This window comes from Pseudomonas donghuensis (assembly GCF_000259195.1).
Classification (GTDB): Bacteria; Pseudomonadota; Gammaproteobacteria; order Pseudomonadales; family Pseudomonadaceae; genus Aquipseudomonas; species Aquipseudomonas donghuensis.
The window spans coordinates 277,805-298,990 of the sequence record NZ_JH650759.1 but is presented as its reverse complement, the minus strand read 5'-3'; the positions used below and the strand labels follow the sequence as shown (position 1 = coordinate 298,990).

General features: G+C 62.7%; 20 protein-coding genes. 12 read left to right on the top strand and 8 right to left on the bottom strand.

Annotated elements, in window-relative coordinates; genetic code table 11:
- Window positions 1-357: 357 nt before the first annotated feature.
- Together UW3_RS0107755 and aptA are read right to left on the bottom strand one after the other, a co-directional pair.
- On the bottom strand, window positions 358-1,851 hold the full coding sequence (locus UW3_RS0107755) for a CoA-acylating methylmalonate-semialdehyde dehydrogenase (protein WP_010221756.1): 1,494 nt from the start codon (window positions 1,849-1,851) through the stop codon (window positions 358-360).
- Window positions 1,852-1,925: 74 nt separating this feature from the next.
- Window positions 1,926-3,272: an omega-aminotransferase AptA gene (gene aptA, locus UW3_RS0107750; protein WP_010221755.1), complete on the bottom strand. Its 1,347-nt coding sequence runs from the start codon at window positions 3,270-3,272 to the stop codon at window positions 1,926-1,928.
- Window positions 3,273-3,510: 238 nt separating this feature from the next.
- On the opposite strand from aptA, the gene UW3_RS0107740 reads away from it, so the two are divergent.
- The 7 genes from UW3_RS0107740 to UW3_RS0107710 all read left to right on the top strand — a co-directional run bounded on the left by UW3_RS0107740 (window position 3,511) and on the right by UW3_RS0107710 (window position 10,449).
- On the top strand, window positions 3,511-4,530 hold the full coding sequence (locus UW3_RS0107740; RefSeq protein WP_010221754.1) for an AbrB family transcriptional regulator: 1,020 nt from the start codon (window positions 3,511-3,513) through the stop codon (window positions 4,528-4,530).
- A gap of 48 nt (window positions 4,531-4,578) precedes the next feature.
- Window positions 4,579-5,493, top strand: coding sequence for a LysR family transcriptional regulator (locus UW3_RS0107735; RefSeq protein ID WP_010221753.1), 915 nt, complete (start codon window positions 4,579-4,581; stop codon window positions 5,491-5,493).
- A gap of 62 nt (window positions 5,494-5,555) precedes the next feature.
- Complete coding sequence (locus UW3_RS0107730) at window positions 5,556-6,218, top strand: TetR/AcrR family transcriptional regulator (protein WP_010221752.1); 663 nt, start codon at window positions 5,556-5,558, stop codon at window positions 6,216-6,218.
- A gap of 9 nt (window positions 6,219-6,227) precedes the next feature.
- Window positions 6,228-6,812: an IMPACT family protein gene (locus UW3_RS0107725; RefSeq protein WP_010221751.1), complete on the top strand. Its 585-nt coding sequence runs from the start codon at window positions 6,228-6,230 to the stop codon at window positions 6,810-6,812.
- A gap of 338 nt (window positions 6,813-7,150) precedes the next feature.
- On the top strand, window positions 7,151-7,837 hold the full coding sequence (locus tag UW3_RS0107720) for an SDR family oxidoreductase (RefSeq protein WP_010221750.1): 687 nt from the start codon (window positions 7,151-7,153) through the stop codon (window positions 7,835-7,837).
- A gap of 115 nt (window positions 7,838-7,952) precedes the next feature.
- Entirely contained in the window at window positions 7,953-9,308 is a 1,356-nt protein-coding gene (locus UW3_RS0107715; RefSeq protein WP_010221749.1) for an 8-oxoguanine deaminase, read from the top strand.
- A 187-nt stretch (window positions 9,309-9,495) separates the two neighbouring features.
- Window positions 9,496-10,449 (top strand): adenosine deaminase, encoded by a 954-nt coding sequence (locus UW3_RS0107710; RefSeq protein ID WP_010221748.1) that lies wholly within the window; start codon window positions 9,496-9,498, stop codon window positions 10,447-10,449.
- A gap of 102 nt (window positions 10,450-10,551) precedes the next feature.
- On the opposite strand, the gene UW3_RS0107705 is transcribed toward UW3_RS0107710, so the two are convergent.
- The 3 genes from UW3_RS0107705 to UW3_RS0107695 all read right to left on the bottom strand — a co-directional run bounded on the left by UW3_RS0107705 (window position 10,552) and on the right by UW3_RS0107695 (window position 14,214).
- Window positions 10,552-11,928: an MFS transporter gene (locus UW3_RS0107705; RefSeq protein WP_010221747.1), complete on the bottom strand. Its 1,377-nt coding sequence runs from the start codon at window positions 11,926-11,928 to the stop codon at window positions 10,552-10,554.
- A gap of 122 nt (window positions 11,929-12,050) precedes the next feature.
- Window positions 12,051-12,767: an ArsR/SmtB family transcription factor gene (locus UW3_RS0107700; protein ID WP_010221746.1), complete on the bottom strand. Its 717-nt coding sequence runs from the start codon at window positions 12,765-12,767 to the stop codon at window positions 12,051-12,053.
- Window positions 12,768-13,305: 538 nt separating this feature from the next.
- Entirely contained in the window at window positions 13,306-14,214 is a 909-nt protein-coding gene (locus UW3_RS0107695) for a LysR family transcriptional regulator (protein WP_010221745.1), read from the bottom strand.
- A gap of 116 nt (window positions 14,215-14,330) precedes the next feature.
- Between UW3_RS0107695 and UW3_RS0107690 the strand changes: the two genes are divergently transcribed.
- Window positions 14,331-15,344, top strand: a complete 1,014-nt coding sequence (locus UW3_RS0107690) for a zinc-binding alcohol dehydrogenase family protein (RefSeq protein ID WP_010221744.1) — start codon at window positions 14,331-14,333, stop codon at window positions 15,342-15,344.
- A gap of 125 nt (window positions 15,345-15,469) precedes the next feature.
- On the top strand, window positions 15,470-15,634 hold the full coding sequence (locus UW3_RS28975) for a hypothetical protein (RefSeq protein ID WP_010221743.1): 165 nt from the start codon (window positions 15,470-15,472) through the stop codon (window positions 15,632-15,634).
- On the opposite strand, the gene UW3_RS0107680 is transcribed toward UW3_RS28975, so the two are convergent.
- Together UW3_RS0107680 and UW3_RS0107675 are read right to left on the bottom strand one after the other, a co-directional pair.
- On the bottom strand, window positions 15,618-16,799 hold the full coding sequence (locus UW3_RS0107680) for a multidrug effflux MFS transporter (RefSeq protein ID WP_010221742.1): 1,182 nt from the start codon (window positions 16,797-16,799) through the stop codon (window positions 15,618-15,620). The two genes, UW3_RS28975 and UW3_RS0107680, sit on opposite strands and share 17 nt — an antisense overlap.
- A 114-nt stretch (window positions 16,800-16,913) precedes the next feature.
- On the bottom strand, window positions 16,914-17,111 hold the full coding sequence (locus tag UW3_RS0107675; protein WP_010221741.1) for a heavy-metal-associated domain-containing protein: 198 nt from the start codon (window positions 17,109-17,111) through the stop codon (window positions 16,914-16,916).
- A 147-nt stretch (window positions 17,112-17,258) separates the two neighbouring features.
- Between UW3_RS0107675 and UW3_RS0107670 the strand changes: the two genes are divergently transcribed.
- Genes UW3_RS0107670 through cueR form a run of 3 tightly spaced genes read left to right on the top strand, consistent with a single transcriptional unit; the run spans window position 17,259 to window position 20,503 of the window.
- Complete coding sequence (locus tag UW3_RS0107670) at window positions 17,259-17,645, top strand: hypothetical protein (RefSeq protein WP_010221740.1); 387 nt, start codon at window positions 17,259-17,261, stop codon at window positions 17,643-17,645.
- Window positions 17,646-17,699: 54 nt separating this feature from the next.
- Window positions 17,700-20,102 carry a heavy metal translocating P-type ATPase gene (locus UW3_RS0107665; protein WP_010221739.1) on the top strand — a complete coding sequence of 801 codons (2,403 nt, stop codon included), beginning with the start codon at window positions 17,700-17,702 and terminating at the stop codon, window positions 20,100-20,102.
- Window positions 20,099-20,503 carry a Cu(I)-responsive transcriptional regulator gene (gene cueR, locus UW3_RS0107660; RefSeq protein ID WP_010221738.1) on the top strand — a complete coding sequence of 135 codons (405 nt, stop codon included), beginning with the start codon at window positions 20,099-20,101 and terminating at the stop codon, window positions 20,501-20,503. The genes UW3_RS0107665 and cueR overlap by 4 nt, the downstream gene beginning before the upstream one ends.
- Before the next feature lie 6 nt (window positions 20,504-20,509).
- Here the strand turns inward: cueR and UW3_RS26645 are convergent.
- Window positions 20,510-21,186 (bottom strand): RIO1 family regulatory kinase/ATPase domain-containing protein (locus UW3_RS26645; protein WP_010221737.1); only part of this gene is annotated, 677 nt, incomplete at its 5' end.

The window sequence follows — 21,186 nt, the reverse complement described above, 5'->3', positions numbered from 1 at the left end:
TTGAAGTTTTTCAGAATTTCTCTTTCAACCTCAACCACTTGACTCGCTGCGATCTCTCGTCAGCGGGAGGCGAATTCTACAGCGTTTCAAACCGCTGTCAACTGCCTTTTTCACCGCTGTCGATCTTTCGATCGAAGCCCCTCCGGAACGCCCTGAAACTGCTAACTCGTTGAAACTCAAGGAGTTTTCAGTTCCGACTGCGCCGGAAGTGGGGCGAATTATAGACAGATCCACAGGGGCGTCAAGGACTTATTTCAACTTTGTTTCAGCGGCGGCGTTTTAGCTATAAGCCACAAGCTTCAAGCTGCAAGTAGAAGCGCTAGCACCGCGCTCAACTTGCAGCTTGCAGCTAACGCCTTAGAGGCTCGGGAAGGCAAACTGCGAAGCTTCATGGCTGGCACGTTGTGGCCAGCGCTGGGTAATGGCTTTGCGGCGCGTGTAGAAACGCACGCCATCCGGGCCATAAGCATGCAGGTCGCCGAACAGCGAACGCTTCCAGCCACCGAAGCTGTGGTAAGCCACCGGTACCGGCAGCGGGACGTTGACGCCGACCATACCCACTTCGATTTCGTCGCAGAACAGGCGCGCCGCTTCACCGTCACGGGTAAAGATGCAGGTGCCGTTACCGTACTCGTGTTCGTTGATCAGGCGCATCGCCTCTTCCAGGCTGTCCACACGCACGACGCAGAGTACCGGCCCGAAGATCTCTTCTTTATAGATGCTCATCTCGGGGGTTACGCGATCGAACAGAGTGCCGCCGACAAAGTAGCCGTCTTCGTTACCGGCAACCCGGTAGCCACGGCCGTCGACCACCAACTGCGCACCAGCAGCCACACCTTGGTCGATGTAGCCAACCACCTTGTCACGGGCCGCTGCGGTAACCAGCGGGCCCATGTCCAGGCCGCAGGAAGTGCCGGCACCAATCTTCAGCGCCTTGATCTGCGGCTCAAGCTTGGCGATCAGTGCATCAGCCACCTGGTCGCCGACGCATACGGCCACGGAGATTGCCATGCACCGCTCACCGCAAGAACCGTACGCTGCGCCCATCAGCGCGCTGACGGCATTGTCCAGGTCGGCATCAGGCATCAGCACCGCGTGGTTTTTCGCCCCGCCCAGGGCCTGGACGCGTTTGCCGCGCTTGGTGCCTTCGGCATAGATGTATTCGGCAATCGGCGTTGAACCGACGAAACTCAGGGCCTTGACCTCTGGCGCCTCGATCAGCGCATCAACCGCTTCCTTGTCACCATGCACCACGTTGAGCACGCCTTTCGGCAGGCCGGCTTCGTGCAGCAGCTGGGCTATCAGCAGAGTCGAGCTCGGGTCACGCTCCGACGGTTTGAGGATGAAGCAGTTACCGCAGGCAATCGCCAGTGGGTACATCCACAGCGGCACCATGGCCGGGAAGTTGAACGGGGTGATACCGGCCACCACGCCCAGCGGCTGGAAATCGGACCAGGCATCGATGTTCGGGCCGACGTTGCGGCTGTACTCGCCCTTGAGCACTTCCGGGGCGGCGCAGGCGAACTCGACGTTCTCGATGCCGCGCTTGAGTTCACCGGCGGCGTCCTCCAGGGTCTTGCCGTGCTCTTCGCTGATCAGTTGGGAGATACGCGCCTCGTTCAGCTCCAGCAATTGCTTGAAGCGGAACATCACCTGGGCGCGCTTGGCCGGCGGCGTATTGCGCCAGGCCGGGAACGCGGCCTTGGCCGAATCGATGGCTTGCTGCACGGTTTGCTTGCTGGCCAGGGCGACCTTGTGGATAGCCTGGCCAGTGGACGGGTTGAAGACATCGGCGGTGCGCGCGTCGGCAGCAACCAGTTCGCCATTGATCAGGTGTTGAACAGTGCTCATGCAGAACTCCAGAAAGGGGGTATGCCAGGGCGCGAGATCACTCGCGCCCGCTTCTTATATAGAGAGAGGAACGATCAATCGACCTGGTTGATGGCCTCACCCACCGCATCGAACAGACGATCCAGTTCCTGTGCCTGGCTGTTGAAGGTTGGGCCGAACTGCAGGGTGTCGCCGCCGAAGCGCACATAGAAGCCGGCTTTCCACAGCTTCATGGCAATCTCGTACGGACGCACGATGGCATCGCCGTCACGGGCGGCAATCTGGATCGCCCCGGCCAGGCCGTAGTTACGAATGTCGATGATGTTCTTCGCGCCCTTGACCCCGTGCAGCACCTTCTCGAAGTGCGGCGACAGTTCGGCGGCAGCCTGTACCAGGTTTTCCTTCTCCAGCAGGTCCAGCGCGGCGATACCGGCGGCGCAGGCCACCGGGTGCGCCGAGTAGGTGTAGCCGTGGGGGAATTCCACCGCGTATTCCGGGGTCGGCTGGTTCATGAAGGTCTGGTAGATCTCGCTGCTGGCGATCACCGCGCCCATCGGGATGGCGCCGTTGGTGACCTGCTTGGCAATACACATCAAATCCGGGGTAACGCCGAAGGCATCGGCACCGAACATCGAACCCATGCGGCCGAAGCCGGTAATCACTTCGTCGAAGATCAGCAAGATGTTGTGCTGGTCGCAGATTTCCCGCAGGCGTTTCAGATAACCCTTGGGTGGCGGCAGCACGCCGGCGGAACCGGCCAGCGGTTCGACGATCAGCGCGGCGATGTTCGAGGCATCGTGCAGCTCGATCAGTTTGAGCATTTCATCGGCCAGGGCGATACCGCCCTCTTCCGGCATGCCCTTGGTGAAGGCATTGCCCGGCAGCAGGGTGTGCGGAAGGTGATCGACGTCGAGCAACTGGCCGAACAGCTTGCGGTTACCGTTGACGCCACCCAGGCTGGTGCCGGCGATGTTCACCCCGTGATAGCCACGGGCACGGCCGATCAGCTTGGTCTTGGTGGCCTGGCCTTTCAGGCGCCAGTAGGCACGGACCATCTTCACCGCGGTGTCGGCGCACTCGGAACCGGAGTTGGTATAGAAGACGTGATTAAGGTTGCCCGGGGTCAGGTCGGTGATCTTCTCGGCCAGCTGGAACGACAGCGGGTGACCGAACTGGAAGGCCGGCGAGTAATCGAGCACGCCCAACTGGCGCGAGACCGCCTCCTGGATCTGCTTGCGGGTGTGACCGGCGCCGCAGGTCCACAGGCCGGACAGCGCGTCATAGATCTTGCGCCCCTTGTCGTCGGTCAGGTAGCTGCCTTCGGCGGCGACGATCAGCCGTGGATCGCGCTGAAAATTGCGGTTGGCGGTGTAGGGCATCCAGTGGGCGTCCAGCTTGAGCTGGCTGGCCAGACCGACAGGAGCGTTTTCAGGCAGATTCATCGGACAAGTCCTCGCAAGGCAATTGGGCAGCGACAAGTGTTGTTGCAGCTAAATTGGCATGAGCATAAAGTTTGGAAAACCTGGCTTTTCTAATCTTCAGATCAACTTTAGTTAAACATTCATTCAAAACTTGCAGTCGCAAGGATGTTACAAAGTGTTTCCATGCATCCCGGCAAGGCGCATGATGCCGGCGGCCCCCTTCAGGAGACTTGGCGCAGGACGCGCAAGCACGCCCACCATGAAAACCATCCTGTGTTTAATGATCTGCGCCCTGGTTGGCGCCGCCGTACAGTTTGCTGGTGTGCCTCACGGGCTGCTGCTGGGCACCATCGTCGCCAGTGCCACGCTGGTCAGCCGGCTGCGCTTTACTCCCAACCTGCGCTTTGGCCTGGAATATGTGCAACTGGTCATGGGTATCGCCACCGGGCTGATGTTCGAGGCCTGGGATAGCGCCACAGTGGCCAGCATCCTGCCGAGCCTGGGTTTTCTGCTGTTGTGCCTGAGTGCGCAGATCAGCGTTGCCGGCCTGTGGCTGTTCAAGGGCTGCGGCTGGAGCCTCAAGGATTCGCTGCTGGCGGTTTACCCCGGCGCCCTGGCTGCGGTGTTCGACTTGCTGGAGTCGGAACGGGCTTCCAGCAAGGTGATCGTCGTGCACCTGATGCGCCTGGTGTCGATCACCCTGCTGGTCAGCCTGTGCATTCGCGCAGGTAGCGATGCACCTGCAGTCGCGAGCGCCTCGCTCACCCCGAGCCTGTTGCTGACCCTGGCATCGCTGCTTGCCCTGTGCATCCTGCTGGGGCGCCTGCTGCTCAAGCTTGGTGTTCCCGCGCCCTTCATGCTCACGGCGATCATCGCCACGGCGGCCTATGTAAAGCTTGGCTTGCTGCAGGCTTTTCACATGCCCGGCTGGAGCGTGGACTTCGCCGCGCTGATCCTCGGTGTGCTGATCGGCGCCAGGTTCAGGGAAATCAGCCTCAAGGAGCTCATCCGTCACGGCAGCGCCGGGCTGATGTCCGTGGGCTTGATGCTGCTGGTCGCCGCAGCCTTTGCCGGAGTGGCCGCCAAGGTCCTGGGCAGCGACCCCTTCACCCTGTGGCTGGCCTACATGCCCGGCGCCATCGAAACCATCGCCATCGTCGCCTTCAGCGGCGGGCTGAATGTGGTGTTCGTGCTGTCTCATCACCTGGTGCGAATGCTGCTGTTGCACTTCGCCCCGGCCCTGATCGTTCAGGCCCGTCGCTGGCGCGAGAATGTCTGATCAGCGTATGTTGTGTGCCTTTCATGTCCCTGAACGCAGAGGCATCGCGTGAAACGTCCACAACCCCTGGCCCAGGTCAGCGATTTCGATATCCGCCTGTTGAAGATCTACCGCAGCGTGGTGGAGTGCGGCGGTTTTTCGGCTGCCGAGAACGTGCTGGGCATCGGCCGTTCGGCCATCAGCCAGCAGATGAGCGACCTTGAGCAGCGCTTGGGCCTGCGCCTGTGCCAGCGCGGGCGCGCCGGTTTCTCGCTGACCGAAGAAGGCCGCGAGGTGTATCACTCGGCGCTGCAGTTGCTCAGCGCCCTGGAGAGCTTTCGCACCGAGGTCAACGGCCTGCACCAGCATTTGCGCGGCGAACTGAACATCGGCCTGACCGACAACCTGGTGACCCTGCCGCACATGCGCATTACCCATGCCCTGGCCCAGCTCAAGGATCGCGGCCCGGACGTGCGCATCCAGATTCGCATGATCGCCCCCAGCCAGGTCGAACAGGGCGTGCTCGATGGCAGCCTGCATGTTGGCGTGGTGCCGCAGACCAGCCCGCTGTCGGGCCTTGAGTACCAGCCGCTGTACAGCGAACGCTCGCTGCTCTACTGCGCGGTCGGCCATCCGCTGTTCTATGCCGACGATCGGCAACTGGACGACGAGCGTCTCAACAGCCAGGACGCCATCGCGCCGACCTTCCGCCTGCCCGCCGATATCCAGGCCCATTACCAGGCGCTGAACTGCACCGCCAGCGCCTCCGACCGCGAAGGCATGGCCTTCCTGATTCTGACCGGGCGCTACATCGGCTACCTGCCTGACCACTACGCGACGTTCTGGGTGCAGCAAGGCCGCTTGCGCGCGCTCAAGCCCGCCGAGCGCTTCTACGACCTGAGCCTGTGCTGGGTAACGCGCAAAGGCCGACGCCCGCACCTGGTACTGGAAAGCTTCCTTGAAAGCCTGGCGGCTACTCGCTGAGAGCTAATGCTGGTAGGTTAACCAGTCATAAGAGATACCCATTGCCTTGTCTGGAATCGTTCATGACCTTTGAAGTCCCTGCGCATCGCCTCCAAGTCTCGGGCAAGCCCGCCGGCCGCATTCGCCAGAAGAACGAGCAGGCCATCATCCAGGCCGCCGAGGACGAATTCGCCCGCCACGGCTTCAAGGGCACCAGCATGAACACCATCGCCCTCAAGGCCGGGTTGCCCAAGGCCAACCTGCACTACTACTTCACCAACAAGCTTGGCCTGTATGTGGCGGTGTTGAGCAACATCATCGAGCTGTGGGACAGCACCTTCAACGCCTTGACCGTCGACGATGATCCGGCCCAGGCATTGAGCAGCTACATCCGCACCAAAATGGAATTCTCCCGGCGCAACCCGCAGGCATCACGGATCTTCGCCATGGAGATCATCAGCGGCGGGCAGTGCCTGAGCGATTATTTCAGCGAAGACTACCGCGCCTGGTTCAAGGGCCGTGCCGCGGTGTTCCAGGCCTGGATCGACGCCGGCAAGATGGACCCGGTCGACCCGGTGCACCTGATTTTCCTGCTGTGGGGCAGCACCCAGCACTATGCCGACTTCGCCACCCAGATCTGCCAGGTCACCGGCCGCAGCCGCCTGACCAAGCAGGACATGGAAGACGCCAGCAACAATCTTATCCACATCATTCTCAAAGGCTGTGGCCTGACACCTCGCGACTGAACCTGCCTTATGCCTTTTACCCTGCTCGACACCTGCGAGTTTCGCGAAGAGATTCGCAAGAGCCGTTTCATCACCCTGGCTGCGCCGATCAGCAGCCCGGCCGACGCCATGAGCTTCATCGAAACCCATAGCGACCTCGCTGCCACCCACAATTGCTGGGCCTGGAAACTCGGCGGACAATACCGCAGCAGCGACGACGGCGAACCCGGCGGCACCGCTGGGCGGCCGATCCTGGCTGCAATCGAGGCCCAGGACTGCGACCAGGTGGTGGTGCTGGTGATCCGCTGGTACGGCGGCATCCAACTGGGCACCGGCGGCCTGGCTCGTGCCTACGGCGGTGGCGCCAATAAATGCCTGCAGCAAGCAGAAAAACGCTTGCTGGTCAGCCGCAGCGAACTGACCTGCAGCTGCAGTTTCAGCGAACTGGCGCTGCTCAAGCTGCGCGTGGCCGAGGCCGATGGCCTGGTACTGGACGAACAGTTCACCGCCAATGGCGTCGACCTGCGCCTGGCCCTTGGCGAAGAACAGATCGAAGTGCTGCAGCGTCAGCTGGCCGACCTCAGCCGTGGCCGAATCCTGCTGGAACGCGCCTGAACATTTGCCCACATTCACTGTGGGCCCGGCTGTGGATAAGCTCTGAGCATTCGGCTGTGAGCCTTTAACCACGGGGCCTGCAGAAGAACGATCATATTTTGATCAAGATCTGATGACAGTGCTTCAACTGTCGAAAAATCAGCGAGTTATCCCCAGTTATTGCCAGGGCACAGCGGCCCTGACAGGCTTGTGTCCAGCGTTCACGCTTGCACACAAATACTGTGGAGCAAACTGTGGATAAGCCGTGCACCCCTGCGCCAACGGCTTGCTGGGCCACGGCTTGGCTAGACTGGTTATTCTTTGATCAACGATTGATGCCCCCTTGAAAGGAGTTCCCTATGTCCACGAACAAGACCGCCCTGATCATCGGCGCCTCGCGCGGCCTGGGCCTTGGCCTGGTGCAGCGCCTGGTGGAAGATGGCTGGAATGTGGTTGCCACTGTCCGCGACCTGGCCAAGGCCGAAGCCCTGAGCACCCTGCCCCGGGTGCAGGTGCAAACCCTTGAGATGAACAACGCCCGCCAGCTCGATGCACTGCAGGAACGTCTCGCTGCACACACCTTCGACCTGCTGTTCGTCAACGCCGGGGTCAAGGGCCCGGAGGAGCAGAACCCGGAACAGGCCAGGCTCGCTGACGTCGGCGAACTGTTCATGACCAACAGCGTGGCGCCGATTCGTGTGGCCCAGCGTTTCGCCCCGCAACTGCGCAAAGACACCGGGGTGATCGCCTTCATGAGTTCGGTGCTGGGCAGCGTGAGCATTCCCGATGCGCCGGAACTGTGCCTGTACAAGGCCAGTAAGGCCGCACTGAACTCGATGATCAACAGCTTCGTGGTGCAACTCGGCGAACCGCAACTGACCGTGCTGGCCATGCACCCGGGCTGGGTAAAGACCGACATGGGCGGTGAAGGCGCCGACATCGATGTGCCAACCAGCACCCGCGGCATGGTCGATCAGGTTCACGCCCACAGTGGCAAAGGCGGCCTGCAATTCATCAATTACAAGGGCGAAAGCCTGATCTGGTGAAACCCCGCGCGGTGGGTGTAGACTCGACACCTCGCCCACCGCGGCGGACCTGGATCAGCAGACAGGGCAACACTGAGCTGGCTAACCTGAACCCACTTTCAGAGGAGCCGGCACCATGCCTGCGACCCGCATCTGGTTGAAAAACCCCCTCGCCATCTTCACAGCCAACAGCCTCGACGCCCGTGGCGGCCTGGTGATTGAAGACGGCCGTATCCAGCAAGTACTTGGCCTGGGGCAAAGCCCGGGCAGCCCCTGTGGACAAGTCTTCGATGCCCGTGAACACGTGGTGTTGCCAGGACTTATCAACACCCACCACCACTTCTACCAGACCCTGACCCGCGCCTGGGCGCCGGTGGTCAACCAGCCATTGTTCCCCTGGCTGAAAACCCTTTACCCGGTCTGGGCCCGGCTGACCCCGGCCAAGCTTGAACTGGCGACCCGCGTGGCCCTGGCCGAGCTGTTGCTGTCGGGCTGCACCACCGCCGCCGACCACCATTACCTGTTCCCCGATGGCCTGGAAAACGCCATCGACGTGCAAGTCGAAGCGGTACGCAAACTGGGCATGCGCGCCATGCTCACCCGCGGCTCCATGAGCCTGGGCGAAGCCGACGGCGGCCTGCCGCCGCAACAGACGGTGCAACAGGGCGAAGTGATCCTGGCGGACAGCCAGCGACTTATCCACAGCTACCATGAGCGTGGTGACGGTGCGCAGGTCCAGATCGCCCTGGCGCCCTGCTCGCCGTTCTCGGTCACGCCGCAAATCATGCGCGCCAGCGCCGATCTGGCCGAAGCGCTGGACGTGCGCCTGCACACTCACCTGGCCGAAACCCTCGACGAAGAAGACTTCTGCCTGCAGCGCTTCGGCCTGCGCACGGTCGATTACCTCGACAGTGTCGGCTGGCTCGGCCCGCGCACCTGGCTGGCTCATGGCATCCATTTCAATCCGGACGAGATCGCCCGCCTGGGCGCCGCCGGCACCGGCATCTGCCATTGCCCAAGCTCGAACATGCGCCTGGCCTCGGGCATCTGCCCAACCCTGGAACTGACCCGGGCCGGGGCGCCGGTGGGTCTGGGCGTGGACGGTTCGGCCTCCAACGATGCCTCCAACATGATCCTCGAAGCGCGCCAGGCCCTGTACCTGCAACGGCTGCGCTACGGCGCCGAAGCGATTACGCCGGAACTGGTTTTGGGCTGGGCCACCCGCGGCTCGGCGCAGTTGCTCGGGCGTACCGACATCGGCGAGCTGGCGGTGGGCAAACAGGCTGATCTGGCCCTGTTCAAACTCGACGAGCTGCGCTTCTCCGGCAGCCACGACCCGCTCTCGGCCCTACTGCTGTGCGGCGCCGACCGCGCCGACCGGGTCATGGTCGGCGGCCAGTGGCGGGTTGTCGATGGCCAGATCGAGGGGCTGGATGTCCAGGCGCTGATCGCTGATCACCGTCAGGCCGCCGCACAACTGATCGCGGGCTGATAGCTCAAAGGCAGCAATGCCAACATGATGACGGTGGCGAAGCGCACGAAGAGGATCATGCCCTCGATCGCGTTGGTTTCGCCATCGTTGAAGGTTACCCGCAGGAACCGCCTGGTCAGCTTTCTCCGCGTAGACAGCGCAACCTCTGTAGAATGGCGGCAACCGCACCTGATGAGATTCCACCACTATGTACGACTGGCTTAACGCTCTGCCCAAGGCAGAATTGCACCTGCACCTGGAAGGATCGCTGGAGCCCGAGTTGCTGTTCGCCCTGGCCGAGCGCAACAAGATTGCCCTGCCCTGGAACGATGTCGAAGCCCTGCGCAGCGCCTATGCGTTCAACAACCTGCAAGAGTTTCTCGACCTCTACTACCAGGGCGCCGATGTGCTGCGTACCGAGCAGGACTTCTACGACCTGACCTGGGCTTACCTGCAGCGTTGCAAGGCGCAGAACGTGATTCACACCGAGCCGTTCTTCGACCCGCAGACCCATACCGATCGCGGCATCCCTTTCGAGGTTGTGGTCAATGGCATCAGAGCGGCACTCAAGGATGGCCAGCAGCAACTGGGCATCAGCAGCGGCCTGATCCTCAGTTTCCTGCGCCACCTCAGTGAAGAGCAAGCCCACAAGACCCTCGACCAGGCCATGCCGTTTCGTGATGCCTTCATTGCCGTCGGCCTCGACAGCTCGGAGATGGGCCACCCGCCGAGCAAGTTCCAGCGGGTGTTCGACCGGGCCCGTAGCGAAGGCTTCCTGACCGTTGCCCACGCTGGCGAAGAAGGCCCGCCCGAATACATCTGGGAGGCCATCGACCTGCTGAAGATCCAGCGTATCGACCATGGCGTACGCGCCATCGAAGACGAGCGCCTGATGCAGCGGATCATCGACGAGCAGATCCCGCTGACCGTCTGCCCGCTGTCCAACACCAAGCTGTGCGTGTTCGAGCACATGAGCCAGCACAACATCCTCGACATGCTCGAGCGTGGCGTGAAGGTCACGGTCAACTCCGATGACCCGGCGTACTTCGGGGGTTACGTCACCGAGAACTTCCAGGCCCTGCATGAGCACCTGGGCATGACCCAAGACCAGGCGCGGCGCCTGGCGCAGAACAGCCTGGATGCGCGGTTGGTCAAACCCTGACATTGGAGCTGGACCTGTAGGAGCGGGCTTGACCCGCGATGAGGCCAGTGCAGCCTGCACATCGGGTAGCGCTCGATCGCGGGGCAAGCCCGCTCCTACAGGTTAATCCTGAATCTCGCTCAGCTCCTCCAGGGTCTTACCGCGGGTCTCGACCCCGAACACCCCAACCACCAGCGCCGCCACGGCAAAGCACAGTGCCCCCAGGGCAAACACCCCGCCCTGCCCGGCCAACGGAAACAGCAAGCCGGTGACCATCGGCCCGAGCAGCGAACCGATACGCCCGACCGCCGAGGCAAACCCCGAACCGGTAGCCCGCGCCGAAGTGGGATAGAGCTCGGGAGTGTAGGTGTAGAGCACTGCCCACATCCCGAACAGAAAAAACTGCATCAGCAGCCCCGTGCCGATCAACAGCTCCACCTGCCCGCCAAACACCGCACTTTGCCCGTACAGGTAGGCCATGACACCACCACCCAGCAAGGTCATCACGCAGGTCGGCTTGCGCCCCCACACCTCCACCAGCCAGGCCGCGACGAGAAACCCGGGAATCCCGCCCAGGGAAATCAGCACGGTGTAGTACACCGACTGGGTAACAGCGAAACCTGACTGCTGCAGCAACGCGCTGAGCCACGAGGTCAGACCGTAGAAGCCCAGCAAGGCAAAGAACCAGACACTCCAGATCATCAGGGTGCGGCGACGGTACTGCGTCGACCAGAGCTCAACGAACGCCGAGAAAAAGCCCGGTGTCTGCGGCGCCGTTCGTGCCAATGGCACCGGTACGGGTAATTGCTGCAGCCCCAGCGAATTCATCACCTTTGCCTCGATGCCACGTAGCACCGTATCAGCCTCCAGCAGACGACCGGATTGCTCGAGCCAGCGCGGCGATTCGGGCAGAAAAAAGCGAATGGCCAAAACGAACACCGCAGGCACCGCGAGCACCAGGAAGATGTCGCGCCAGCCAATCAGCGGCAGCAGAAAATACGACAGCACGCCGGCGGCCACGAAACCCAGGGGCCAGAAACCATCCATCAGGGCAATGTAGCGGCCGCGGCGCTTGGCCGGAATCAGCTCCGAAAGCATCGACTGGGCAATCGGAAACTCCATGCCCATGCCGATCCCCAGCAGTACTCGATACAACGTCAGGGTTTCGACCGACTGCGCGGTCGAGCACAGGTAACTGGCCAGGCCCCAGAGCACGATGCTCCACTGGAACACCGGCTTGCGCCCGAAGCGGTCACCAAGCATTCCGGACAGCGATGCGCCCAGCACCATGCCGAAGAAGCTCGAACTGGCCAGTAACCCGGCCTGGGCCGTGCTCAAGCCGAACTCGGCTTTGATCGAGCCGAGCAGGAAGGTCATCATCGCCAGGTCCATGGAGTCGAAGAAGAACGCCAGGGCGATGATGATGAAAATCAGACGGTGGTAACCACTGATCGGCAAGCGTTCCAGACGCTGCGCCGCACTGTAGTCCTGAGCTGCCATGCAAGAATCCCCCGCAGTTGTGCCAACCCCGAGTGTTACGGCATCTGCCTTCGGGCGAGTTGTCAGCAGCGACCTCGCCAAATGCCGCAACGACGCCTGCCAAGCAGGCGCCTCTCCTCGGTTCAGCCGGCAGTCTTCAGCACTGGAACCTGGGCTATGCGGTTGATGTGTGCCAAACCCGTCGCGCTGATCTGCAACATGCGCGATGTTTCACTCTCACGTATCCAGCCGGACTGCAGAAACAGCTTGAGCAGGCTGCTGCCCAGCGCGCCTCCCAGATGTGGGCGGTGATCGCTCCATTCGCTGCAGCACCGGCAACTGCTGAAGCTTCGACGTTGATGCTGGGCCAGGGCCTCGATGAAAATCCCGTAAGCGGCGAACTGTGCGCGGCCGTGCGGGGTGACGTCGATGTGCTGCTCGCTGCCCTCCAGCCAGCCGGCATCGAACAGGCGCTGATAGAGATCGGCCGCCAGCTCGCCGCCCAGGTGATCGCCACACAGCCGTGCCCGGCGCATGGACAACGGAATGCCACCCACCTCCTGCTCGCGACTGTCTTCGGGTGTTTTGACCTGGACACTGGCCAGCGCCTCGACAGCCGCCCCAACTTCCGGCGCGGCTAACCTGAAATAACGTTTGCGCCCCCGCGGTTCCAGCTTCAGCAAGCCACTGGCCGACAACCTGGCCAGGTGAGCGCAGGCCGAAGAAGGCGTCAGCCCTGCCATGCTGGCGAGCTCATCGGAAGGTCGCGCCATGCCATCGATCAAGGCCCAGAGCATCGCACTGCGTTTCGGGTCTGCCAACAAGCTGGCGATCTGGCTGATACTCGTTACTGGTTTCATATCTCAACTCCCTGCGAGATCATGTCTGATATCGATTGATTAACCATGTCGGCAGCATTTACTGCGAGGTGTCCGATGCCAGAAAGGCAGGAAGTGGAAGTTATCAAGTCATCGTGTTCCTCCTGCAACACGAACATACAAAAGTTATTCAGGCTACTTGCGGTCAAGCACCTCACCGGCAGTCAGCCCGGGCCAGGGCCAGGCGATGTCTGAGTGAGAGGTAATACTTGCCGACCTGGACATGGAAGTATCTCTCGCTGGAAATGACTGCTGGATCCATTATAAGCCGCGTTGCGCCAACGTAATCCGGTCGATTTCCAAGGTATTGGCAACCTCAGCAATGGCCACCAGGCACAAGACTGAAGATACGTTTGGACATGAACACCCCAACCCCCATGTTACATATCTTGCTAGCAATTGACGGATTATTATCAAGTTCAAATCGCCCGATAAAACCTACAACAAATTATGCTGAAACTCACAAGAATTGCATGCTAGTCATGTAGGAGTGTCACGTAATAGCAACTTCTTGGGCAGTTTAACCCAGCAGTTTCTCGAGCATTATCTGACAACGCGCTCGAAGCATATTTCGCAATAACTGCACGGGTTTGCCCAACTGCGCCCGGTGGGTGCACATCAGGTTCAGGGGCGCCGCTTCACCACGCAGTTGTGGCATTAGCAACTTGAGGCGTCCGGCCTGCACATCGTTGGCCACATCCAGCCAGGACTTGTAAGCAATACCGACACCGGCCAGTGCCCAGCGCCGGACCACATCGGCATCATCACAAAAACGATCACCGTTGACGCTCACACCGACCTCACTGGCGCCCTCGCCAAAGCGCCAATGGTCATGCACACGGCTGCCCAACTGATACAGCAGGCAATTGTGCTCGGCCAGTTGCGCCACTTCGGCCGGCTCACCGTGGCGGGCCAGGTAGGCAGGTGATGCACACAGCACCCGGCGGTTATCCGGGCACAACGGCAAGGCCACCAGACTGGAGTCTTCCGGGGCGCCATAGCGCAGGGCGATGTCCGCCGCCTGGCGAAACAGGTCGGCGTTGCGATCGCCCAGCAGCAAGCGCACGTTAAGCTGCGGGTGTTCATCCTGCAGCTCGTCGAGCCACGGCAAGAGTACGTTACGACCAAAATCCGAGGGCGCCGACAACAGCAGGGTACCGCTGACCTGATCCTGCCCATGGGCCAGGACTCGCTGCCCCTCCTCCAGGCTCGCCAGGGCGGAACGGGCATGCTGCAAGTACCCCTCACCCTCGGCGGTCAGGCGCAGATTGCGGGTCGAGCGCGCCAGCAAGCGCACGCCCAACTGCTGCTCCAGACGTTTGAGCGAAGCACTGGCCACTGCCGGTGACAGGTCAAGCAAGCGTGCGGCCGCAGACAGGCTGCCCAGCTCGGCGGCACGAACGAACAACTGCAGATCATCGATACGCATCCGAGACACTCGCCATTATCAAAAAAATATTGAAAGATTCTGTAGTTTTATCGGCTTTTAACGACAAGTGAAAGCGCCAATCATGGGGTCACGCCCTATCTGCCAAGGACCACCCCATGAAAGCCATTGCCTACTATCACTCCCTGCCCATCACCGACCCGGCAGCCCTGCAGGACATCGAACTGCCAGCCCCCGAGCCAGGCCCACGCGACCTGCTGGTGGCGGTGCGGGCGATCTCGGTGAACCCGGTCGATACCAAGGTTCGCCAGAACGTGTCGCCAGAAGGCGGCGCCGCCAAGGTGCTGGGCTGGGACGTGGCCGGGGTGGTCAAGGCGGTGGGGCGCGAGGTCAGCCTGTTCCAGCCGGGCGACAAGGTTTACTACGCCGGCTCCATCGCCCGTGCTGGCGGCAACAGTGAACTGCACGTGGTGGATGAACGAATCGTCGGGCACATGCCGAAAACCCTGGGCTTTGCCGAGGCTGCGGCGCTGCCTTTGACGGCTATCACGGCCTGGGAGCTGTTGTTCGAACGTCTGCAAATCGCCGAAGGCCAGCAGGACCAGGGCCAGAGCCTGCTGATCGTCGGCGCCGCCGGCGGTGTCGGCTCGATCCTCACCCAACTGGCGAGCACGCTGACCGGTCTCACCGTGATCGGCAGCGCCTCGCGCCCACAAACCCAGGACTGGGTGCGCAAGCTGGGCGCCGATCAGGTGGTCGATCACAGCCAGCCGCTGGCTGCCGCGCTCAAGGCTCAGGGCATCGAGCAGGTCACCCATGTCGCCAGCCTGACCCAGACTGACCAGCACCTCGATCAACTGGTCGAAGCCCTGGCGCCACAAGGCAAACTGGCACTGATCGATGACCCCAAGCAGTTGGACGTCACCAAGCTCAAGCGCAAGAGCCTGTCGCTGCACTGGGAGTTCATGTACACCCGCTCGCTGTTCGAAACCGCCGACATGATCGAGCAGCACAACCTGCTCGAGCGGGTTGCCGAACTGATCGATAACGGCACCCTCAAGACCACCCTCGGCGAGCACTTCGGCACCATCAATGCCGCCAACTTGCGCCGCGCCCATGCCCTGCTGGAAAGCGGCGCAGCCAAGGGCAAGATCGTTCTCGAAGGTTTCTGAAACCCCGCGCCCGCCGCGTTTTCGCGGCGCACGCGACCGTCAGTCCGACAACTGACCCAGGTCATTCCGCTCCCCGTGGCCAGCGCTACAATGCATCAGCCAACGCCAACCTCAGGTATGCAGATATGAATATCCAGGTCAGTGCATCAGCAAAAAAGCCCGGCTGCCCATGGCAGGTTCAGCTCGACCAGCATGTGGTGAGCTTTCGCAGCGAGGCCGAGGCCCGCGCCTTCGTCAACACCCTGCAAGCCCGGCTCCAGGCCCCGCACCCGCTCAAACGCAGCGGCTGAGAGTCAAGCGCCGGGTCAGCATCGCCACGCTCACCACCGCCAGGCCGCACAAGCTGATGACGATGGCCATCGGCACCGCCGTGCCATCGTGCAGCACCCCCACCAGCGCCGCGGCACCGGCGGCCACGCTGAACTGCAGGCAACCCAGCAGTGCTGAAGCGCTGCCGGCCCGGGCGCCCTGCCCGCTCATGGCACAGGCCGAGGCGTTGGGGATGATGCAGCCCAGGCTGGCAATACAGATGAACAGCGGAATCAACAACGGCCACAACGCCGTCGGGTGCAATGCGCTGATCCCCAGCAGGGTCAGCCCCGCCGCCAGGTAAACCCATACCGCACGCGCCAGCAGGAAGGCCGGGCCACGCTTGGCCAGCAGCCGCGCGTTGACCTGCGCCACCAGGATGAACCCTGCGGCGTTACTGCCGAACAGCCAGCCATAGTGCTCGGCCGGCACGCCATAGAGTTTGATGAAGACGAACGGCGAACCGGCGATGTAGGCAAACATCCCGGCAATGGCGATGCCACCGGTCAAGGCGTGGCCGAGGAAGATGCGCTCCTTGAACAGCCTCCCGTACTGGCGCAAGGCACCGGACAACGGCTGGCGCGGCTGGTTGGCCGGCAGGCTTTCCGGCAGGCCGAGCGCCACGGCCAGGGTGCACAGGGCACTGAACAGGGTCAGGGCGATAAAGATCGACTGCCAACCGTACAGGTTGACCATCAGGCCACCGAGCATCGGTGCCAGGATCGGCGCCAGGCCCATGACCAGCATCAGTTGCGAAAAGACTTTGGCCGACCCTACCGCATCGCACTTGTCGCTGACAATCGCTCGCGACAGCACCATCCCGGCGCAACCACCAAGGGCCTGGACGAAGCGCGCCACGATCAACGTGTCGAGGCTCGGGGCAAAGGCACAGGCCAGCGACGCCACGGTAAATAGCGTCACCCCGACCAGCAGCGGAATGCGCCGGCCAAAGCGGTCGGCCACTGGTCCATAGGCCAGCTGGCCAATCGACAGGCCGAGAAAGTACGCCGCGAGGGTGGTCTGGATATGCTTCTCGTCGGTGCCGAAGGCCAGCGCCATGGCCGGGAAACCGGGCAGGTAGAAGTCGATCGCCAGGGGCCCGAACGCACTCAAGGCGCCGAGAATCAGGATGGTTCGCAGGTTCATCGGAAATCCGTAGCAGGCTAAGCAAGTCCGCTAGTCTAACCGCCCTGCCGGGGTTTCGCTGACAGAGTTACGCCTGCGCGATGAATCTTTTATCCACCGCGCGGGCGTCAGAGGTCAGACGGCTTCAGCCGTGTAGCCCTCTTCGCGAATCGCCGAGAGAATTTCCTCGGCCGGCAACTCGCTCTGCACTTTTACCTGCTTCTGACCCAGATCGACCTCAACCCTGGCGTCTGCATCCTGGGCCTGAACCGCGCGAGTGACAGCCTTGACGCAATGGCCGCAGGTCATTCCTTGAACAGTGAATACTTGCATTGCAACAGCCTCCTGTGGGGTTTGAGCGCAGTCTCAAGCTTGCCACCGGGGCAAGGTCAAGTACGAGGATTGCCTGCCGGGCTGGAAATCGGCGCGCCGCTCCGCCAAGCTGCAAGCCTTAGAATCGATTTGCAGGAGTTTGAATTCATGCGCAGGGCAGCTTTGGGCCTTTTCGGCCTGATGGGAGCATTGAGCCTGATCCCCCCGGCCAGTGCCGAGGGCAATGCCGACTACAGCATTCTGACCATTTCCCGCGAGCGCCTGGAAGTGGCGACCTCGTGCGAGATCGGCGTGTACCTCGATGACCAGCTTTCGGCGCGGCTGTTTCAGGAGCAGTCGACCTCGTTCAACCTGCCGCCGGGCCAGGTCGCGGTGCGCCTGCGCCTGCTGCCGGCACAGGCCCCCGGGTGCCAGAACGGCCTGGAGAACCAGCGCAACCAAAAGCTGACCCTGAGGGCCGGTGAGATCAATAAATACCGCATTGCCGTGGATCAGAATGGCCTCAAGCTGATCAGGGCCGGCCTGGGCTATTGACCTTCCCCGCATGGCAAGGTTGATGCTTGAGGCCTGTCCAAGGAGGAGTGCCCCATGTCCGCATCTACCACGTTCGACCTGCCGATTGCCGGCATGACCTGCGCCAGCTGTGCTGGCCGGGTCGAGCGCGCCCTGCGCAAGGTCGTCGGCGCCGAACAGGTCAGTGTCAACCTGGCCACCGAACAGGCCCGGGTCCAGGCCCCGGCCGATAGCCTGCCAGCGCTGGTCGAAGCTGTTGAGCAAGCCGGCTACAGCGTGCCATCCCAGACCCTCGAACTGCAGATCGGCGGCATGACTTGCGCCTCCTGTGCCGGCCGCGTCGAACGTGCCCTGGCCAAGGTTCCGGGCGTGCAGCAGGTGACCGTCAACCTGGCCAACGAACGCGCGCACTTGCAGCTGTTTGGCCAGATCGACAGCAGCGTGCTGATCGACGCCGTCAGCCAGGCCGGTTACACCGCCAGCTTGCCGCAGAGCGCCAAGGTCAACCAGGCCGAGGCCGAACAGCGACTGCGCAAAGAGCGTTGGTCGGTGGCCCTGGCGGTGTTGCTGGCCTTGCCGCTGGTGCTGCCGATGCTACTGCAACCCTTTGGCATCCACTGGATGCTGCCGGCCTGGGTGCAGTTCGTCCTGGCCACGCCGGTGCAGTTCATTCTCGGTGCGCGTTTTTATGTCGCCGCGTGGAAAGCCGTGCGCGCCGGCGCCGGCAACATGGACCTGCTGGTCGCAATCGGCACCAGCGCCGGCTACGGCCTGAGTATCTACCAATGGGTCACGACCAGGGACGGCATTGTTCCGCACTTGTACTTCGAGGCCTCGGCCGTGGTGATTGCCCTGATCCTGCTCGGCAAGTACCTGGAAAGCCGCGCCAAACGGCAAACCGCCAGCGCCATCCGCGCGCTGGAAGCCTTGCGCCCGGAACGCGCGCTGTTGCTGGTCGACGGCCAGGAGCGCGATGTCGCCATCAGCGAACTGCGCCTGCATGACCTGGTGCTGGTCAAGCCTGGCGAACGCTTCCCGGTCGACGGTGAAGTGATCGAAGGCCTGAGCCACGCCGACGAAGCACTGATCAGCGGCGAAAGCCTGCCGGTACCGAAACAGCCGGGCGACAAGGTCACCGGCGGCGCGATCAACGGTGAAGGCCGCCTGCTGGTCCGCACCCTGGCTCTGGGCACAGAAACCGTGCTGGCGCGTATCATCCGTCTGGTCGAAGACGCCCAGGCTGCCAAGGCGCCGATCCAGAAACTGGTAGACCGGGTCAGCCAGGTGTTCGTACCGGCCGTACTGGTCCTGGCGCTGATCACCCTGGTTGGTTGGTTGCTCGATGGCGCGCCGATGGAGTACGCACTGATCAACGCCGTTGCCGTGCTGGTGATCGCCTGCCCATGTGCCCTGGGCCTGGCTACACCGACGGCGATCATGGCCGGCACCGGTGTCGCCGCCCGCCACGGCATCCTGATCAAGGATGCCGAAGCCCTGGAACGTGCCTATGCGGTCAACCGCGTGGTATTCGACAAAACCGGCACCCTCACTTCCGGCAGCCCGCGCATCGTCCACAGCCGGGCACTGGTGGGCGAGCAGGCGCACCTGCTGCAACTGGCCGGCGCCCTGCAGCGCGGCAGCGAACATCCGCTGGCCAAGGCGGTGCTGGATGCCTGTGAAGAACAAGGCCTGCCTGTGGCCGCTATCAGCAACAGCCAGTCGCTGACCGGCCGCGGTATCGCCGGCAGCCTCGATGGCCGCGAACTGGCCCTGGGCAACCGTCGCCTGCTGGATGAAAGCGGCCTGCAACCCGGCGAGCTGGCCGCCAGCGCCCAGGCTTGGGAAGCCGAAGGCCGCACCCTGTCGTGGTTGATCGAACGCAGCCCGCAGGCGCGGGTGCTGGGCCTGTTCGCATTTGGTGACAGCCTCAAACCTGGCGCCGGGCAAGCGGTCCGGCAACTGGCCGGACAAGGCATCAGCAGCCACCTGCTGACCGGCGACAACCGCGGCAGCGCCAAGGTGGTGGGTGAAGCCCTAGGCATCACCGACGTGTACGCCGAGGTACTGCCCGCCGACAAGGCCGCCACCGTTGCCGCGCTCAAGCAGTCCGGCGTAGTGGCGATGGTCGGCGACGGGATCAACGATGCCCCGGCACTGGCCGCTGCGGACATCGGCATCGCCATGGGCGGCGGCACCGACGTGGCCATGCAGGCAGCCGGAATCACCCTGATGCGCGGCGATCCGCGCCTGGTGCCGGCAGCCCTGGAGATCAGCCGCAAGACCTACGCCAAGATTCGCCAGAACCTGTTCTGGGCGTTTATCTACAACCTGATCGGCATTCCCCTGGCCGCCTTCGGCATGCTCAACCCGGTGCTGGCCGGCGCCGCCATGGCCCTGTCGAGTGTCAGCGTGGTCAGCAACGCGCTATTGCTGAAAACCTGGAAACCGGCCACCCCGCCTGAGGACGATGCCCAATGAATATCGGCCAAGCCGCCCGCCGCTCGGGCCTGAGCGCGAAGATGATCCGCTACTATGAGTCGATCGGCCTGCTCAAGCCGGCCTTGCGCAGCGACAGCGGCTATCGCCTGTACCAGCAGGAAGACCTGCACCAGCTGGCATTCATCAAGCGCTCGCGGGACCTGGGGTTTTCACTGGAAGAAGTCGCCCGCCTGCTGACCTTGTGGCAGGACCGTCAGCGCGCCAGCGCCGACGTCAAGGCCTTGGCCAGCCAGCATATCGATGACCTCAACCGGCGCATCGAGGAGCTGGTGAGCTTGCGTGACACCTTGAGCGAGCTGGTTGCCCACTGCCAGGGCGACGACCGCCCGGACTGCCCGATCCTCAAGGACCTGGCAGCCGGCGGCAGTTGCTGTCACTGACGGCGTTTACTGGAGCCAGGGCGGCGCCGGTTCTTCGTCCTTGACCATGCCCCGTTCGGCGTCGGCCTTGGCCGCACGTCGACGGGCTTCATCGATGCGTGCCGCGTCGATCTCGCGCATCACCCCATCAACGTCGGCGCTGTGCTCATCATCGGCGAATACCCCGGTCAGCGGGCTTTCCGGGAGCAAGTTGCCGGCCTGGTACAGCGCCCACATCTCGCGGGCGTAACGCGTCTGCTTGAGCTCCGGGGCAAAGCGCCCGAAGTAGGCGGCCATGTTGCCGACATCGCGCTCGAGCATGCTGAACGCATGGTTGTTGCCCGCGGCATCGACCGCTTGCGGCAGGTCGATGATCACCGGGCCGTCGGGCCCGAGCAGTACGTTGAACTCCGAGAGGTCGCCATGGACCAGGCCGGTGCAGAGCATCAGCACGATCTGGCGGATCACGAAGGTGTGGTACTCCCGCGCCTGTTCAGGCTCCAGGTGCACGTCGTTCAGGCGTGGCGCGGCATCACCGTACTCGTCGGCCACCAGTTCCATGAGCAGCACACCATCGAGAAAATCATAAGGCTTGGGCACCCGCACACCGGCATTGGCCAGGCGGAACAACGCCGCCACTTCGGCGTTCTGCCAGGCGTCTTCGGCCTCCTTGCGGCCGAACTTGGAGCCCTTGGCCATGGCCC